Genomic DNA, 17,882 nt, shown 5'->3' with positions numbered 1-17,882 from the left:
GTAACTATATATGACCAAGTATTTAGTAACTGGTGGAGCTGGATTTATAGGGTCTAACATAGTCCGGAAATTACTGAAAGAAAAAAAACAGGTAAGGGTCATTGATAATCTTTCAACAGGGAAAAAAGAAAATTTACTTGGTGTATTATCCCAGATCGAATTTATTCAAGGGGAGTTAACCCATCTGCCTACGGTAAAAAAGGCTGTTGATGGTATTGAGTATGTACTTCATCAGGGGGCAATCCCGTCTGTCCCACGATCTATTGAAGACCCGCTCAAGAGCACTGAAGCCAATGTAATAGGAACACTAAATTTACTTGTGGCATCCAGAGAATCAGAGGTTAAAAGGGTAGTATATGCCTCTTCTTCTTCAATCTACGGAGATACCCCTACCCTTCCAAAAATAGAGGGCATGTCCCCCTTACCCAAATCCCCCTATGCCGTTTCTAAGTTAGCGGGAGAGCATTATTGTCAGGTCTTCTACCACATATATGGTTTAGAGACAGTGTGTCTGAGATACTTTAATATCTTCGGACCCCACCAGGACCCCAACTCCCATTACGCAGCTGTTATACCTAAATTTATCTCCGCAATTTTAAACAGAATCCCTCCCATTGTTTATGGTGATGGGTTACAATCCAGAGATTTTACCTATGTTTACAATGCAGTAAAAGCAAACCTGCAGGCATGTGAGGCAGAGGGAGTGGGTGGAGAGGTCTTCAATATAGCGTGTGGGGAAAGATATAACATGGTTAGACTGATAGAAGTCATCAATTCAATAACAGGAACGAACATAAATCCCATTCATCAAGAACCGAGAAAGGGGGATGTTAAACACTCTTTAGCGGATATATCAAAGGCTAAAAAGCTTTTAGGATATAATCCCATTGTAGACTTTGAAGAAGGTATTAAAAGGACAATCAGTTTCTATCAAAATGGGAAGGAAGATAAAGGTTTTTAGAATAATAGCCAGATTAAACATAGGTGGTCCTGCAATTCACACGGTATTATTGACCGAAGGGCTGGATAAGGACAGATTTGATTCTATCCTCCTTACAGGTTCAGTAGATGACCGCGAAGGGGATATGCGTTACTTTGCCGAGGAAAGAGGCGTCAAGCCAATATTTGTCTCTGAGATGGGCAGAGAAATATCATTGAAGAATGATTTAAAGACATTCTGGAAAACCCTCAAGACTATCAAAAAAGAAATGCCAGATTTAATCCATACTCATACTGCCAAGGCAGGAACAATAGGTCGAGGAGCAGCTATATTAATCAAGTTACAGGAGTTGCTTTTCAGGTGTTTTAAAAAACTATTATTGCAAAAAAACTCCCGACTCGCAGTTCGTAAATCACAACTAAAAATCATTCATACCTTCCACGGCCATACCTTCCATGGCTATTTTAACCCATTTAAGGCAAGGCTGTTTCTCTCTATAGAGAGACTACTGGCTAGATTTACGGACAGAATCATCGTATTGAGCAATCAACAATTTAAGGAACTCTGCTATAAGTATAAAATAGCCCCCCCGGATAAATTTGTTATAATTCCATTAGGCTTTGATATAGATAAGTTCCTCCAATGTGACACAAAAAAAGGACACCTGCGAAAGGAGCTGGGGGTTGATGAACAAACCCTTTTGGTGGGAATAGTGGGAAGATTAGTCCCCATTAAGAATCACAGAATGTTTCTGGATGCCGCAGCCGAGGTAATTAAACCAGAAACCAGAGACATTTCAGAAAAGCCTTCTGTAAGATTTATAATCATAGGGGATGGTGAGTTGCGGAGCGAACTGGAAGCCTATACCCAAAAACTTGGGATTGAAGATGATATAACCTTTACCGGTTGGCGGGAAGACCTCAATGTTATATATGCTGATCTTGACATAGTGGCTTTAACCTCTTTAAATGAGGGGACACCAGTTTCTCTGATAGAGGCAATGGCATCGGGAAAACCTATAATAAGTACAAATACAGGGGGAATATTAGACTTAGTAGCCAGCAGCCAGCAGTCAGCAGTCAGCAAAAAAAATAAAGAGAAAAAAATAGAAGCAGGAATTAATAACCCAGGGTATACAATCTATGAAGGAGGTATCCTGGTTGAACCTGGAGACGGCTATGGATTTGCAGAAGCACTAAAACTACTACTCAGCAATAAGGAACTGAGAAAGGATATGGGGAATGAAGGAAGAAGACTTGTTAGAGAGAAATACAGAAAAGAAAGGCTGTTCAGAGATATTGAAAATCTGTACTTTAAGGTGGTCAATGGAGAGTCAAATTAAGAAAATAGTTCCGTCTTTAATCTCTTGTTGACAGGTAAAAGGAAATATTTTATATTAATATCTCTTTAAAAAAAGACAGTTTTATAAATAAAATTAACTAGTAGGGTTGGTGGAGTCGTAAAAATCAAAATTAGGATGGCAAAGTAATCCGCCAGAGGCGGACAGATGGACTTTTTACTAAGCCATCAGGGTTAATTGATGAAAATACTGATTACAGGAGGAGCAGGTTTTATCGGTTCTCATTTAGCAGATGAGCTGCTTTCCAGGAACCACGAGGTATCGGTTATCGACAATCTGTCTACGGGACGGCTTGAAAATACAAAGCACCTCCGGGGAAACAAGCGATTTCATCTGACAATCGATACTATCTTAAATGAAAGAGTAATGGAGGAATTGATAAAGAAATGTGATGAGATATATCACTTAGCTGCAGCTGTCGGGGTAAAACTGATAATGGATAACCCGGTTGAGACTATTGAAACCAACGTTAAAGGGACAGAAATCGTCTTACGGCTGGCAAATAAATATAAGAAGAAAATACTTATTATTTCCACTTCTGAAGTCTATGGTAAACATTTAGAGCATACCCTTCAAGAAGATGATAACCGGGTGATGGGCTCCATAAAGAAGCGCCGTTGGGCTTATGCCTGCTCTAAGACCATCGATGAGTTTCTGGCACTTGCTTACTATGAAGAAAAAAAACTACCTACCATTATTGTCAGGCTCTTTAATACCGTAGGACCAAGGCAGAGCAGCCAGTACGGCATGGTAATCCCCAACTTTGTCCAAAAGGCACTCTTAAATAAACCGATAGCCATCTACGGTGATGGTAAGCAATCGAGGAGCTTTATTTACGTGAAGGATGCGGTTAGAGGTCTCATAGATATTATGGCACACCCAGATGCAGTCGGAGATATCTTTAACATCGGTAACGGAAAAGAGATTACCATCGAAAATCTGGCATTAATGGTGAAAAAGATGACTAAAAGCAATTCAGAAATTATATACATCCCCTATGAAGAGGTATACGGTCCCGGGTTTGAGGATATGCAGCGCCGCTGTCCGAATACAAGCAAGATTAAAAATCTTATAGGCTTTGAACCTACAGTAGATATAGATGGAATAATAGAAAGTGTCATTGAATATTATAAAGAGTAGGGGAATGATGCAACATGCCCCTGCTAAGCAGGAAATAATCAGAGGGCTTTTTGCAATATATAATTCTGTTCTCTACAGCATTTGTATTATCCTTAGTAATAACCCATTCGGTCAAAAAACTAGCCATAAAATATAATCTTGTAGCCAGCCCCAAAGAGGATAGATGGCATAAAAAAGTCACTCCTATAATGGGTGGGGTTGCCATCCTTCTCTCTTTTTTCATCCCCCTGATAGTATTCCATAAGCTCTCCTTTAATTTTTCCCTTTCCAACTCCATCTGGATATTTCTACTCTGTAGTGTCATACTTTTTACCTTGGGACTATTAGATGACATAAAAAATATACAGCCTCAGGGTAAATTAATAGGCCAGATTGTTGCAGCAGCAATTCTGATTAAATTCGGCTATATCCTTGACTGGTTTGATTCCTTAACCCTGAATACCCTTATTACTATCATATGGATTGTCGGGATAACCAATGCCTTTAATCTGCTGGACAATATGGATGGACTGGCAACAGGAATTGCCTTTATTGCCTGCCTTTTTATCTTTCTAATCTCCTGGTTAAATCCCAATCTACAATCTCCATCTTTCCAGAGTTTATTCTTTTTAACATTGATTCTTATGGGTTCCCTGCTGGGATTTCTGGTCTATAATTTTAATCCTGCCTCTATCTTTATGGGTGATGCCGGAAGTCTTTTTGTTGGTTTCTATATAGCTGGGCTCACCATATCTGGTGATTTCAGATATTCTACCAATCTCCTGTCCATAATCTCAGTTCCTGTACTGATATTATTCATCCCGATATTCGATGTCAGCTTAGTTACAGTGATGAGAAAGCTATTTGGAAGACCGATTTCCCAGGGTGGCCGCGATCATACCTCACATCGTCTGGTAGCCATTGGTTTTTCGGAAAAGAAGGCTGTACTGCTCCTTTATGCTATCGCTGCTTTGGCTGGGAGTATTGCACTGGGTATTCAACATGTAAACATACATACCAGTCTGATGATTCTCTTCCTCTTTGTCCTGGTTCTTATATTTATCTGGCTGTACCTTGCAAAAGTCAGAGTATACCCTAAAGACCAGGGAATGACCTTATTCAAAAACGACTCCTTAACCCCTCTTTTAATCGAGTTTACTTACAAGCGGCGGATATTTGAGGTGCTTCTAGACTTCATGCTTATTCCCTTAGCCTATTATGGTTCATATCTCCTGCGATTCGAAGGCATCTTAACAGGTCACGATTTTAGATTATTTCTAGAATCTCTTCCCATAATTATCGCCTCCCAGATTCTATGCTTCTTCATATTCGGGGTATACAAGGGGGTCTGGAGGTACACCGGGCTCAATGACATAGCCACCTATCTGAAGGCAGTAACATCTGGTACAATCTTATCAGTGCTGATAATTCTCTTTCTCTATCGCTTTCTAGGTTTCTCTCGTTCAGTTTTTATCATCGATTGGATAATCCTATTCCTGTTCCTGTCAGGTTCTAGGCTTTCCTTCAGGATGATTGGTGAATTCGTTAACAGAGAACAAAATGGTGGCAGAAGGGTCTTAATATATGGGGCGGGGGATGGAGGAGAATTTGCTTTGAGAGAAATCCTTAACAACAAGAAACTTGGACTGGTTCCCACCGGATTCTTAGATGATGATCCAAAAAAATACAAACGTATGATTCATGGCTATCCGATTCTAGGGGGTATCCATCGCTTAAAAAAGATACTTTCCAATCACAAAGTGGCTGAAGTTCTGGTGGCTTGCAGAAACCTTGAAGAACCCCGGTTAGAAAAGTTGAAAGCAATCTGTGGAGAAATGGGAATAGAATTGAAATGGTTAACATTTAGCATTAACCCTCTCAACGGAACAAATGAATAACAGGAAATAGGGATAGCTGGATTCAACAGCGGGCTTAAGCCCGCTGTTTTGGACTCAAAGGAACAGATAAATAACAGGAGATAGAGAAAACATGAAAGGCATAGTATTGGCTGGCGGACTGGGAACCCGATTATACCCTCTGACAAAGGTTACAAATAAACATCTTTTACCAGTTCATGATAAGCCTATGATATACTACCCCATTCAGGCCCTCGTCAATGCAGGGATAGACGATATTCTGATAGTTACCGGAGGCAATAACGCTGGTGACTTCCTTAAACTCCTGGGGAATGGAAAAGAGTTTGGCCTCAGGCACATAAATTATACGTATCAGGAAGGAGAAGGAGGAATAGCCGCTGCTTTAGCCCTTGCGGAGTTCTTTGCTGATGACAATAAAATCTGTATAATCCTTGGAGATAATATAATTGAAAAGAATATTATCAATGCCGTGGAAGCATTCAAAAAACAGAAGGATGGGGCAAAGATTCTGTTAAAGGATGTCCCGGATCCAGAACGCTTTGGAGTCCCCGAGATTCATAATGATAAGATCATTGGAATAGAAGAGAAGCCTAAGAAACCCAAGTCCAGATATGCTGTTACAGGTATCTATATGTATGACAGGACTGTCTTCGATATTATAAAGACCCTTAAACCCTCAGACAGGGGGGAACTGGAAATCACTGATGTTAACAATACCTATATCGAAAGGGATAAGATGACCTATGAGATACTGGATGGGTGGTGGACAGACGCAGGGACATTTGAATCCCTTCTCAATGCCAGCAACTTAGTGGCTAAGACCGGGGCGAATAAACTCGGTTGACAGTTGTTCGTTGTAAAAGGGAGACTTCTTCAAATATCTTAGCATTGTGCAAAGGTCGAAATGGATATGGATCAATCCAATGGAGTAACCAATGATTGAAGGCGTAAGAGTTAAAAAACTCAAGGTCATCCCTGATGAAAGAGGCAGGCTGATGGAGATGCTGCGGGCAGATGACGACCTGTTTGTCAAATTCGGACAGGTTTACATGACAACAGCCTATCCCGGAGTAGTCAAGGGTTGGCATTACCACAAAAAACAGATTGATAACATGGTGGTTACAAAGGGTATGATGAAGGTTGTTCTTTATGATAGCCGGAAAGATTCGAAGACTTACGATGAGGTGAATGAGTTTTTTATGGGGGAACACAATCCTATCCTGGTGCAGATACCTCCATTTGTCTATCATGGTTTTAAATGTATCAGTGAAGAGGAATCGATAGCTATAAACTGCCCCACTGAAGCCTACAGTTACGACAATCCTGATGAGTTCAGGATAGACCCTTATAACAATGAAATACCCTACGATTGGAAAAGAAAGGACGGGTAAGGATAAACCCATGAAGATCCTTGTGACCGGGGGTGCCGGGTTTATTGGGTCAAACTTTATCAGGTATATTTTTGCCAAGCACCCTCACTATAAGATTATTAACCTGGACAAATTAACATATTCTGGCAACCTGGAAAATCTGAGAGACATATCCTCCGCTTCCGGTTACAGATTCATAAAGGGGGACATATGCGATACCAAATTAGTCGATGGGCTGGTAGACGGGGTTGACATTATAGTTAATTTTGCTGCAGAGTCCCACGTAGACAGAAGTATTATGGATGCCAGCGTATTTATTAATACAAACGTGCTGGGCACCCATGTTCTATTAGAAGCTGCCCGCCATAGGCGGATTAAAAAGTTCATTCAGATATCTACTGATGAGGTATATGGGTCGCTGGGGACTGACGGATACTTTACAGAAAACACCCCTCTTGCACCTAACAGCCCCTATTCCGCAAGTAAAGCCAGCGCAGATGTCCTGGTCAGGGCATTTCACCACACCTATAATCTGCCAGCCATCATCACCAGATCATCCAACAACTATGGCCCTTACCAATTTCCTGAGAAGGTTATCCCCCTGTTCATTACCAATGCCTTAGCAGATGTACCTCTCCCCCTGTATGGCGATGGATTAAATATTAGAGACTGGTTATATGTGGAGGACCATTGCCGCGCAATCGATCTTGTTATTGAGAAAGGGAAAAACGGGGAAGTATATAATATTGGTGGGAACTGTGAAAAAACAAATCTGGAGATAACTAAAACAATTCTCAAGATATTGGGGAAACCTGAAAGGCTTATAAAATATGTAAGAGACCGTCTTGGTCACGACAGACGGTACGCGATAGACTCTAACAAGCTTCAGAGGGAACTTGGATGGTCTCCCCGGTACACGTTCGAAGAAGGGATTGAGAAAACCATCGGGTGGTACATAGAGAACAAGCCCTGGTGGAAAAAGATCAAGAGCGGAGAATACCAGGAATACTATAATAAGATGTACGGCCTGTCTGCCGTTGCACAGGCAGGGGAAATTCGTGAGTCGTAATTCGTAAATCGGAAGTACTCTCTTTTGAAGGGTTCAATTTAATGTTCGCTGTAGTAATGGCAGGAGGGCAAGGAACCAGATTCTGGCCTAAAAGCAGAAGGTCAAAGCCCAAACAGTTTCTGGATATTATCGGAAACAAAACCATGGTTATGAAAACCATTGAAAGATTGACCCCTCTAATCCCCAGAGAGAACATCTATGCGGTTGTAAATGAATCTCACCTTCAGGAAACCATTGAACAGACAGGTCTTTCAGATAATATCATTATGGAGCCCGTAGGTCGAAATACAGCCCCGTGTATTGGGCTGGCGGCATTGTATATTCAACGCAAAGACCCTGAAGGTGTGATGGTTGCCCTGCCGGCTGATCATCATATAGAAGACCAGGAAGCCTTCCTGAAAACCTTACTGGCAGCAGAAGATGTAGCCCGAAGCACTGGGTATCTGGTTACACTGGGAACAGAACCAGGATACCCTGCCACAGGCTTTGGATACATAGAGAAAGGGGATTTGTTGGGGAAATCAGGTTCCAAGGAATTTTTCAAGGTGAAAAGGTTCACAGAAAAACCTGATATTACCACTGCTACAGAATTCTTAGCCGATGGCAACTTCTTCTGGAACAGCGGGATATTTGTCTGGAAGGTGCCAGCAATTCTAAAACAGATAGAAACACATCTTCCATTCCTGTACAACGGTTTAACGAAGATAAGAGGAGCTATAGGAACAGATCGGGAAAGAGAAGCAATTTCAAAGGTATATTCAAGTATCGAAAGTATCTCCATAGACTATGGTGTCATGGAAAAATCGAATATTACCGCGGTGGTCCCTTCTGATTTTGGGTGGAATGACGTTGGAAGTTGGGCATCACTGGATGAAGTGTTACCAAAAGATGAGGACGAGAATATCTTAATAGGGAAATGTATTAGTCTGGAGACCAGGGATACAGTGGTGTATGGTAAAGATAAACTCATAGCGACCCTTGGCTTGGATGGGATAGTTGTTGTGGACACAGGGGACGCTATACTCATATCCAGGAAGGACAAATGTCAGGACGTTAAGAAGATAGTGGAAAGGCTCGAAAAAGAAGGAATGGATGAATATCTTTAGGAGTACAGCATGAAGATCTGTATAATAGGAACGGGTTACGTTGGGCTAGTGGCAGGGGCATGTTTTGCGGAAAACGGAAACGATGTGACCTGTGTAGATAAAGATAGTAAAAAGATTGAGGGGCTGAAGAAAGGTAAGGTACCAATCTATGAACCTGGTTTAGAGGAATTCCTGAAACGAAATACAAAAAAAGAAAGGCTCAAGTTCACAACCAATCTTAAGAAGGCTGTAAAAGAATCCCTCATAAATTTTATTGCGGTTGGTACACCCCAGGGCGATGATGGATCCGCTGATCTTAAACACGTACTTGAGGTAGCCGCACTGATTGGTAAAGCTATCAATGGATACAAGATCATTGCTACCAAAAGCACTGTCCCTGTTGGAACAACAAACAGGGTCAGGCAGGCAATCGCCAAAGAAACAGAATACCCCTTCAGTGTCGTATCAAATCCTGAGTTTCTGAAAGAAGGGGCAGCCATCAATGACTTTATGAAGCCTGACAGAATAATAATTGGCACAGACAACCAGGAAGCAGCCGATATAATGAAAGAGCTGTATTCTCCCTTTGTCAGGACAGGTAATCCTATACTAACCATGGATATCGAAAGCGCAGAGATGACAAAATATGCTGCCAATGCCATGTTAACAACCAGGATATCATTTATGAATGAACTGGCAAACCTCTGTGAGAGGGTTGGGGCAGATATCAGCGATGTCAGAAAAGGCATAGGAGCAGACCCCAGGATTGGGTATTCATTCCTGTTCCCTGGTGTTGGATACGGCGGTTCCTGTTTCCCAAAGGACGTCAGGGCAATAATCAGAACTGCGGAGGAGAACAATTATGACTTAAGTATACTGAAGGCTGTTGACTCGGTAAATATCCATCAAAGAGAGATGCTGGTACAGAAGATACTGAAGCACTTCGGTGGAAATCTGAAAGGCAGGATAATCGGTATCTGGGGGCTTTCCTTTAAACCCAATACTGATGACATCAGGGAGGCTCCGTCAATCATAATCATAAAAAGACTGCTGGAAGTAGGGGCCCGGATAAAGGTTTACGACCCTGCTGCTATGGTTGAGGCAAAAAAGGAATTAGGTAACCTGCCTGAGCGGGGCTCGAAGTCAGGCAGGATAGAGTACAGTAAAAATAGTTATGATGCCTTAAAGGATGCTGATGCCCTGGTTTTAATAACAGAATGGAACGAATTTCGGGAACCCGACTTTGAGAGGATCTCGAAGTTGATGAATGCTCCTGTGATCTTTGATGGACGGAACATATTCAATCCCAGAAAATTACAGGAGATGGGATTTACCTATTATGGTATAGGACGGAAGGTATAAGAAGGAACAACACAAGGACGATGGTAAAGAAGTCTACTAAGAAGGTACAAAAGAAGTTAAAGGACACCCATGAATCCATGGACAGGACAGGGACACTGGAACTCAGAAGGATAGCCCTTGGCAAAGAACATGGTTTAGCTGCAAGGATAAAGGCACTGGAAGCATTGAAGGATATTGGAGTATCGATAGACGAGTCCGCCTCTGGCGGACTAAGTTCATTAAAGGCAGTTTATGGGCTGATGCAGGAATCTCTTGATTCCCTGACAAACTCTGACAAGGAATTCCCTTCTGCGATAAGTAACCGAATCCTGGAGTTAAGTAATGACTCAAAGGCAGTGTTCGTTCACCGGCTGATCAAGGATGCAGGGGAAAAGTCTCTGTCTCTATTGACCAAACTTCTTGGAAAAAATGAAGAGCTGGACTTGATAATTGCCGAATCTCTGGCTTACCTTGCCACACAGGGGTCTGCAAATCTGCTCCTTCAAATGGCTACAGAAGCTCAAAGCAAACCCCTTAAAAAGGCAATAAAGAGATCCCTCTATCGCCTGAAAGAGAAGGGTATCATAACAGAAGACAGAGGCACTGAGGAGTCACGGCTATCTGTTCTTCGTCCACCTGCCAGGGTATTTGAAGGGTATCTGTCGTACATAGACTATCTTGGATACAGATTAGTCTGGCTGACCCAACCCCGACTTACAAAAGGCCTCTATTTTTTTCAGGTAATAATAAATGATACAGAAGGGATAAAAGACTTCCATGGTACAGAAATAACAAAAAAGATGTACAGGGAATATTTAACAGGGTTCAAAGAAAAAAGCCCAATGCCAATAGTGGAGGCAGAACCATCCTATTGCCAATTCCTCATCCAGGAAGGTTACACCATGGCAACTAAGAGAGGGCACCCCGTACCCACAGGGTATCTGAAATGGAAGGATATAGTTGGAAAACCATCTGGCGAGGTCCAAAGACCACTTATATATTCCTGTTACGAAGAAGATACGATAAAAGCTGATGAAGCTCTCCTGACAAGTTCTGGAACCCTATTTGAACTGCCCGAATTCGGCAACTGGGTAATAAGACCAGATGAGATAGAACAATATGCTGAAAAGATAAATGAAGCCAGTAAAAGTAAGCTGGTCCTGACGCCTATTCAAAAGCAAGAGCGCATTTCTCAGATATACAATGATGCCGCAGATGAATTATTCAACGAAGAGAGACGCCTTCTATACAAGAGAAGGCTGGAAGAGTCAGCTTACATTATTTATAAACTGGGGAAAGAAAAAGATGCTAGGATTTGTCTTGCAGCAGCCTTAGCCTTAATGAGCGAAGGGATACCTTCTTCACATCATCCCTTTCTCCTAGAATTGGTAAAGAGAAGTCTATCCTCTGCTATCTGGGAAGAGGAGCAAAAGGCAAGAGAAAATCCATCCTTTATTATCAAACCGTAATAAACCGCCAAAACCCCTTATGAATACCGGCTACCCTGTCTATTACTGAATCAATAGACGGAGAACTCACATCCTCAAAATTTAATTCCTCTTCTCCCAGAATGGATTCCCCCCTCAATTCCTTAAGAACAGCCTTAACAGATTCCTTTAGCCCTTCCAGGTCATACCCACCCTCCAGGGCAAATACAACCCTGCCCTGACAACTCCGGTCACCAATCTCCATGAGAAGTCTTGTAAGCCTTGCAAACCCCTTTGGGGTTACATTCATGCTGCCCAAAGGGTCTCTGAAATAGGTATCAAATCCGGCGGAAACCAGGATGAGCTGAGGGTTAAACTGGAGGGAAACTGGTTTCAAAATCCTTTTAAAAATCTGAATGTAATCACTATCCCCCTGCCCTCCCGATAGAGGAACATTGACTGTAAACCCCCTACCCTCTCCCGTTCCTGTCTCGTTAAAGCCTCCTGTCCCAGGGTAGTATGGAAATTGGTGGGTGGAAAAATAGAGCACTCCGGGATCATCATAAAAGGAATTCTGGGTGCCGTTGCCGTGGTGAAGGTCCCAATCCACAATTAGGATACGCTCCAGAGAATGCCTCTCAATTGCATACCTTGCCCCGATAGCAACATTGTTAAACAGGCAAAAACCCATACCTCTGCCGGACTCAGCATGATGGCCGGGAGGACGCACAAGGGCAAAGCTGTTATCTATCTCTCCACCTATGACTCTATCAATAGACTCCAGCACTCCCCCGACTGCCAGCCTGGCTGCATCATAGGATTTTGGCGACGTCTGGGTATCAGGGTCGATCATGGTATAGGGTTTACCAGCAGTTGCAGCCACTCGTGATATATAACCAGAGGTATGAATCAATTCAACCTCTTCATTTGTGGCAAACCGCGGCATAACCTCCACAAACCTCCCTGCCATGTCCCCTTCGTTTAACACTCGGTAAATAACCTCTAACCGATGGTGGTTTTCCGGATGATAATCTGATGTAATGTGTTCTAAGTATCTCTGGTCTTTTACTATACCTGTTTTAAACACACCTACCTCCTTTCTAAAAAAGAGTTGAGGCTTTAAGAAACTATGTTTTTAAAGCTCTCGCCACGGGCAGCAGTTTTATGCTACTTTAAGATTAAAAAGAACTTTTGTCAATAGGGGTAAAAGTGTAACTATTCAGCCTCAAGCATTCCCCTCGAATCCTCGAATCCTTGAATCCTTGCCCTCTTGAACCCTCATGATTTCACCAATTTCATTTAATTTACTCTAAATACTATTTTTTTTGATAATACTGATTGACATATAACTTGTTTTATGCAACCTATAAAATTATAGGTCTTTAAAGAATTATTAACACTATTGACTACATAATGATACTCAATTGTTTGAAATCAAAACAAAGATAAAAAGGATAAACGAGTGAATGTGAAAGCCCCAAGCAAAGGAAGACTCAGAATAATGACTACCGATGAAGTAGCCAGGTACCTGCGGGTTTCGAAAGCAAGCATTTACCGTCTGGTTAAGGACAGGGAAATACCGGTGAGTAAGATTGGTCGCCATCTGCGCTTCCGAAAAGATGTAATTGATGAGTAGCTATTGGAAAAAGAAAGGAGACATGTTACCCCCCCCCCGACAGTAAAAAAACAGACGTGATACCAGTAAGTTGAGCATTATAAATCGGAGAGGATGGCAACGAATTCGGCAGTTGGAATCAGAATGGGAGGTAAGAAAGTAAGGGCATCATTTATGACGCACATCATGTAACCCTATTATTGCTATCCCAATCAAAAATAATATGTCCATGTGTTTAGGGCGGCAATCAATAGATTATGGTTCTTCTCCGAATTAGTTGAAGAAAGCCTGGTAAATTTTCAGCGTAAAGTATCTCAAGCCATGAAAACCGTAGGCTTTACGTTTAATGACTTTGGTTTTGTTATACCCCTTCCGGTTTACCAGTATGGACGGCATATTCATCACCAGACAGGAGTCTAGTGTTTTATGTGGCATAATAAGGTCCAATACTATGTTACCCCCATTAAGGCAGACACTCTATGGATAAACTAAATCAATACGTTGTCTTTACCTTAGATGAGCAACGCTATGCTCTGTATCTTTCAGATGTGGAGAGGATTGTTCGCATAGTTGAGATTACCCCTCTGCCTAAAGAACCGGAGATCGTTATGGGTATAATCAATGTTGGGGGACAGGTTGTTCCAGTGGTCAGCATACGCAAGCGGTTCCGCTTGTCAGAGCGAGAAATAGACCTGAGCGACCGGTTAATCATAGCACGTACTTCCATGCGGACTGTTGCCCTGGTGGTGGATGAGGCTAAGGGCGTCGTAGAAAGCCCGGAGCAAAAAGTGGTTGCTGCGGAGGAGGTTCTTCCTTGCATGGATTATGTTGAAGGTGTGATAAAGCTTGAAGATGGGTTAGTCCTCATTCACGACCTCGACACCTTTCTTTCGCTGGAAGAAGAGGAAGTCTTGAATGAATCACTGAAAGAGCTGAAAGGCAAAGAATGAAAAGCCTGATTTCAGATATACCATTGTCGCAAATAAGTGATCTGGTGACTGCCCGGACAGGCTTACGTTTCCCCAGAGAGCGGTGGGACGACCTTCAACGTGGAATTGAAGCTGCCGCGAAGGAGTTTGGCTTCGATAATGCAGAGTCATGCGTCCATTGGCTCCTTTCCTCATCATTGACCAGAGATAAAATAGAGACTCTGGCAAGCCACCTTACGGTTGGGGAAACTTATTTCTTCCGGGAAGAGAAAGGCTTCAGAGTTCTTGAAGAGGATATCCTCCCGGAATTGATTGCCTCTCGCCGTGGAGGCGATCAGCGTCTAAGAATATGGAGCGCCGGCTGTGCCACAGGTGAAGAACCATATTCCATCGCCATATTACTAGGCAAAATCAGCATTGATTTGAACAACTGGAATACTGCTATCCTGGCTACAGACATAAATCCCCGTTTTCTACAGAAGGCATCACATGGCATCTACGGTGAATGGTCATTTCGAGGCTGCCCGCAATGGGTAAAGGAGAAATACTTCAAAAAGACAAAGGACGGTCGCTTTGAAATCGCGCGCGGCATCAAGAAAATGGTCATATTCTTCCATCATAATTTAGCCGAAGATCCCTATCCTTCATTGTTAAATAAAACCAATGCTATGGACGTAATCTTCTGCCGTAATGTGTTGATGTACTTTGCTCCTGAGCAGGCAAATAAGGTCATCCAGGGCTTTTACGATTGCCTGACAAACGGCGGGTGGTTGATAGTGAGCCCGAGCGAAGCATCGCATGTCCTCTATCCGCAGTTCACAGCGGTCAATTATCTCGGCGTTATCCTCTATAGAAAAGAAGTGGCAAGTGGTAAGTTCCGGATTGAAAGTTACAGGTTTCAAGATGTAACTTTCAAGCTACCAATCCCAAGTGACAAGGTGCAAGTTACAGGTTATGAGAGGGAAGATACACCCCGACCCCTGATCCCCGAACCCCAACCCACGATCCATTACCCCCGGCCCCCGACCCCGGCCACGTATGAGGAAGCCTTGTCGTTATATGGTCAGGGTTACTATGCAGAAGCCGAAGAAAAAGTCATAGATCTGCTGTCGCATGATGGAGCTGACTCAAAAGCAATGGCTTTACTGGCTCGGGTCTATGCTAACCAGGGTAAGCTCTCTGATGCGCTTGATTACTGTCGAAAAGCCATAACCACAGACAGGCTGAATCCAGGCTATTACTACCTTTTGGCGACTATTCTTCAGGAACAAAACCAAGTTGACGAAGCAGCGGTCTCGCTGAAACAGGCGCTCTATTTGGAGCAGGATTTTGCGCTGGCTCACTTTGCTCTGGGAAATCTGACCCTGCAGCAGAGGAAGCTCCAGGAAGCTCGCAAGCATTTTGAAAACGCACTGTCACTGCTGGATAGCTATCAGCAGGAAGATGTTCTGCCAGAATCGGAAGGGATGACTGCTGGCAGGCTAATGGAAATTATAACAGCCATTAAGCTGCAATTTGCAGGATGCAAGATGCAGGTAAGGACTTGATGCCTGTAACTACGAATGATAGATTACTGAAAAAGAAGACCAAAAAAGAGCAACTGATCTGGCTGGTTCCCATCGCTCCATCCAGGACAGCCAGGTCGTATTGGAACGGGGATTAATGATAACTCAGGCAGAAAAGAAAAAAATCCTTAATGCAAGAGCAAAGGCATTAGCCAGAGAATCAGAGGAACAGGAAAGGTCTCAAGACTATCTTGAGGTTGTGGAGGCTACTTTAGCAAATGAGAGGTACGGTATTGAATCACATTACGTTCGCGAGGTCTACTCTATGAAGGAATTGACTCCCCTGCCATGCACACCGCCATTTGTCCTGGGTATAACTAACGTCCGTGGAAAGATTATCTCAGTTATAGATATTAAAAAGTTCTTCGACCTCCCTGAGACAGGGCTTGGCGACCGTGACAGAATAATAATCGTTGAAGCCGGTGAAATAGAGCTTGGCATACTTGCCGATGCAGTTCACGGTGTGCGTCACATACCAGTTGAAGACATTCAACCATCGCTCCCTACGCTCACCGGAATTCGGGAGGAGTATCTGAGAGGTGTTGCCAATGACCAGACGGTTATTCTTGACATGAACAAATTACTGACTGACACTAAGATAGTGGTGCATGAGGAGGTAACTTAGGAACGTGCTCAGAAAGACAAAATACAAGTTACAAGATAAATCTTGAACCTTGCAGCTTAAAAATAAGCTGGAAACTCGATTCAAGGAGGAGAGAACATGACTATAGCTAAAAAAATCATCGGTGGGTACGTAATTGTATTGGTGCTGTTGGTTATTATTGCATCTGTCTCGTTCTATACTATCCGCACTATGAAAGGTTCATACAACGAATTTATTGATTTAAGGACAAGGTTACATCATGATGCTGAGGCACTCAAATTCGAGCTGAGGAACCAGGTCGCTTACGATCGCGGCTTCTTTCTATTTCCTGATAAGCGAAAGGAATATTTGAACAAAATACGGGAAAGTTATCATGAGTTCGATGCCGTGATTGAGGGGATGCAAAAAGTTGTTCCCACCGGGGAAGGACGCAGTATGCTCTCTGATATTCTGAACCTCCACAAGAAGCACAGGGAAGGGCTGGAAAAGGCTTTGGCTCTGGCGCAACAGGGGAAAGAATCCATAGCGCTGACAATGCTCAGCCAGGAGGTCAAACCTCTCACCGATGAACTGGTGGTTAAGGCAGAACGCTTTGGAGAAAGAGAAGCGAATTTAATGGTGGAAAGAAGAGCGGAACTCACGGCAAATATAAATCGTCTTTCCTTTGTGATTGTGGTCATTCTGGTCCTCGCATTGGCATGCGGGCTGACAATAGCCTTTTTTATCAGCCAATCGACCAGCCGCCAATTACGTGAGAGTATTTCTCAACTATCTACTTCCTCATCCCAGATTTTGGCTACCACGGCCGAGATTGTCTCGGGATCCTCAGAAACAGCTACAGCCGTAAGTGAGACCACTACAACAGTTGAAGAGGTAAGACAGACAGCCCAGGTCTCCAGTGAGAAAGCTAAATACTTATCTGAAAATGCCCAGAAGACAAATCAGTCGGCACAGAATGGCAGAAAAGCCGTAGAAGATTTGGTTGCCGGGATAAGCAATATTCGGGAACGGATGGAGTCTGTTGGCGAAAGCATTGTCAGGCTGAGCGAGCAGAGCCAGACAATCGGAGAGATAATTGCCACTGTTAACGATATTGCTGACCAATCCAACCTTCTGGCTGTAAATGCTGCCATTGAGGCTGCCAAGGCCGGGGAGCAGGGGAGAGGATTTGGCGTTGTGGCACAGGAGATAAAGAGTCTGGCAGAGCAGTCAAGGCAGGCAACAGCCCGTGTGCGGACGATATTGACTGACATACAGAGAGATACCAGCAGCGCGGTCATGGCTACGGAACAGGGCAACAAAGCTGTTGAAGCTGGCATAAAGCAATCAGCGGCAGCCAATGAGTCTATCCGGATACTGACGGATAGCGTCAATGAATCAGCAAAGGCAGCCATTCAGATTTCGGCTTCCAGCCAACAGCAGATGGTAGGAGTGGATCAGGTAGCTCAGGCGATGGAAAATATCAACCATGCCACCGAGCAGAACCTGATTGGAATAAAGCAATCGGAGCAGGCGGCGCATGATCTCAACAAACTGGCACTGCAGTTAAGGTCGTTGATAGAGAGTAAAAAAAACAGGTAA

Annotated in this window: 16 protein-coding genes; 15 read left to right on the top strand and 1 reads right to left on the bottom strand. The window is 43.2% G+C overall.

Annotated elements, in window-relative coordinates; all coding sequences use genetic code 11:
- Positions 1 to 10: 10 nt before the first annotated feature.
- The 10 genes from AB1401_02785 (at position 11) to AB1401_02740 (ending at position 11,630) form a co-directional block, all read left to right on the top strand.
- The gene (locus AB1401_02785) at positions 11 to 961 is read left to right on the top strand and encodes an SDR family oxidoreductase (GenBank protein MEW6614384.1); all 951 of its coding nucleotides are present in this window, start codon (positions 11 to 13) and stop codon (positions 959 to 961) included.
- Positions 936 to 2,282: a glycosyltransferase gene (locus AB1401_02780; GenBank protein MEW6614383.1), complete on the top strand. Its 1,347-nt coding sequence runs from the start codon at positions 936 to 938 to the stop codon at positions 2,280 to 2,282. Before AB1401_02785 ends, AB1401_02780 begins: the two co-directional genes overlap by 26 nt.
- Before the next feature lie 198 nt (positions 2,283 to 2,480).
- Positions 2,481 to 3,440, top strand: coding sequence for a GDP-mannose 4,6-dehydratase (locus AB1401_02775; protein MEW6614382.1), 960 nt, complete (start codon positions 2,481 to 2,483; stop codon positions 3,438 to 3,440).
- A gap of 50 nt (positions 3,441 to 3,490) precedes the next feature.
- Positions 3,491 to 5,317, top strand: a complete 1,827-nt coding sequence (locus AB1401_02770; protein MEW6614381.1) for a glycosyl transferase — start codon at positions 3,491 to 3,493, stop codon at positions 5,315 to 5,317.
- A gap of 91 nt (positions 5,318 to 5,408) precedes the next feature.
- Positions 5,409 to 6,140: a sugar phosphate nucleotidyltransferase gene (locus AB1401_02765; protein MEW6614380.1), complete on the top strand. Its 732-nt coding sequence runs from the start codon at positions 5,409 to 5,411 to the stop codon at positions 6,138 to 6,140.
- A gap of 91 nt (positions 6,141 to 6,231) precedes the next feature.
- Complete coding sequence (locus AB1401_02760) at positions 6,232 to 6,687, top strand: dTDP-4-dehydrorhamnose 3,5-epimerase family protein (GenBank protein MEW6614379.1); 456 nt, start codon at positions 6,232 to 6,234, stop codon at positions 6,685 to 6,687.
- A gap of 10 nt (positions 6,688 to 6,697) precedes the next feature.
- Positions 6,698 to 7,735: a dTDP-glucose 4,6-dehydratase gene (gene rfbB, locus AB1401_02755; GenBank protein MEW6614378.1), complete on the top strand. Its 1,038-nt coding sequence runs from the start codon at positions 6,698 to 6,700 to the stop codon at positions 7,733 to 7,735.
- A 41-nt stretch (positions 7,736 to 7,776) separates the two neighbouring features.
- On the top strand, positions 7,777 to 8,841 hold the full coding sequence (locus tag AB1401_02750; GenBank protein MEW6614377.1) for a mannose-1-phosphate guanylyltransferase: 1,065 nt from the start codon (positions 7,777 to 7,779) through the stop codon (positions 8,839 to 8,841).
- Between the two features lie 9 nt (positions 8,842 to 8,850).
- The gene (locus AB1401_02745; GenBank protein ID MEW6614376.1) at positions 8,851 to 10,182 is read left to right on the top strand and encodes a UDP-glucose/GDP-mannose dehydrogenase family protein; all 1,332 of its coding nucleotides are present in this window, start codon (positions 8,851 to 8,853) and stop codon (positions 10,180 to 10,182) included.
- A 20-nt stretch (positions 10,183 to 10,202) separates the two neighbouring features.
- Positions 10,203 to 11,630: a hypothetical protein gene (locus AB1401_02740; GenBank protein MEW6614375.1), complete on the top strand. Its 1,428-nt coding sequence runs from the start codon at positions 10,203 to 10,205 to the stop codon at positions 11,628 to 11,630.
- On the opposite strand, the gene AB1401_02735 is transcribed toward AB1401_02740, so the two are convergent.
- A complete protein-coding gene (locus tag AB1401_02735) occupies positions 11,620 to 12,675 on the bottom strand; it encodes a histone deacetylase (protein ID MEW6614374.1) in 1,056 nt (351 codons plus the stop codon). The two genes, AB1401_02740 and AB1401_02735, sit on opposite strands and share 11 nt — an antisense overlap.
- Positions 12,676 to 13,089: 414 nt before the next feature.
- Here AB1401_02735 and AB1401_02730 point away from each other — a divergent pair, with 414 nt between their 5' ends.
- The 5 genes from AB1401_02730 to AB1401_02710 all read left to right on the top strand — a co-directional run bounded on the left by AB1401_02730 (position 13,090) and on the right by AB1401_02710 (position 17,882).
- A complete protein-coding gene (locus AB1401_02730; GenBank protein ID MEW6614373.1) occupies positions 13,090 to 13,224 on the top strand; it encodes a helix-turn-helix domain-containing protein in 135 nt (44 codons plus the stop codon).
- A 458-nt stretch (positions 13,225 to 13,682) separates the two neighbouring features.
- The gene (locus tag AB1401_02725) at positions 13,683 to 14,153 is read left to right on the top strand and encodes a chemotaxis protein CheW (protein ID MEW6614372.1); all 471 of its coding nucleotides are present in this window, start codon (positions 13,683 to 13,685) and stop codon (positions 14,151 to 14,153) included.
- On the top strand, positions 14,150 to 15,679 hold the full coding sequence (locus tag AB1401_02720) for a CheR family methyltransferase (GenBank protein ID MEW6614371.1): 1,530 nt from the start codon (positions 14,150 to 14,152) through the stop codon (positions 15,677 to 15,679). The genes AB1401_02725 and AB1401_02720 overlap by 4 nt, the downstream gene beginning before the upstream one ends.
- A 115-nt stretch (positions 15,680 to 15,794) precedes the next feature.
- Positions 15,795 to 16,322: a chemotaxis protein CheW gene (locus tag AB1401_02715; protein ID MEW6614370.1), complete on the top strand. Its 528-nt coding sequence runs from the start codon at positions 15,795 to 15,797 to the stop codon at positions 16,320 to 16,322.
- A gap of 96 nt (positions 16,323 to 16,418) precedes the next feature.
- The gene (locus AB1401_02710) at positions 16,419 to 17,882 is read left to right on the top strand and encodes a methyl-accepting chemotaxis protein (protein MEW6614369.1); all 1,464 of its coding nucleotides are present in this window, start codon (positions 16,419 to 16,421) and stop codon (positions 17,880 to 17,882) included.

It is taken from the genome of Thermodesulfobacteriota bacterium (assembly GCA_040757775.1).
Classification (GTDB): Bacteria; Desulfobacterota; UBA8473; order UBA8473; family UBA8473; genus UBA8473.
The sequence above is the reverse complement of the archived record's forward strand: the minus strand, read 5'-3'. Positions and strand labels throughout refer to the sequence as shown.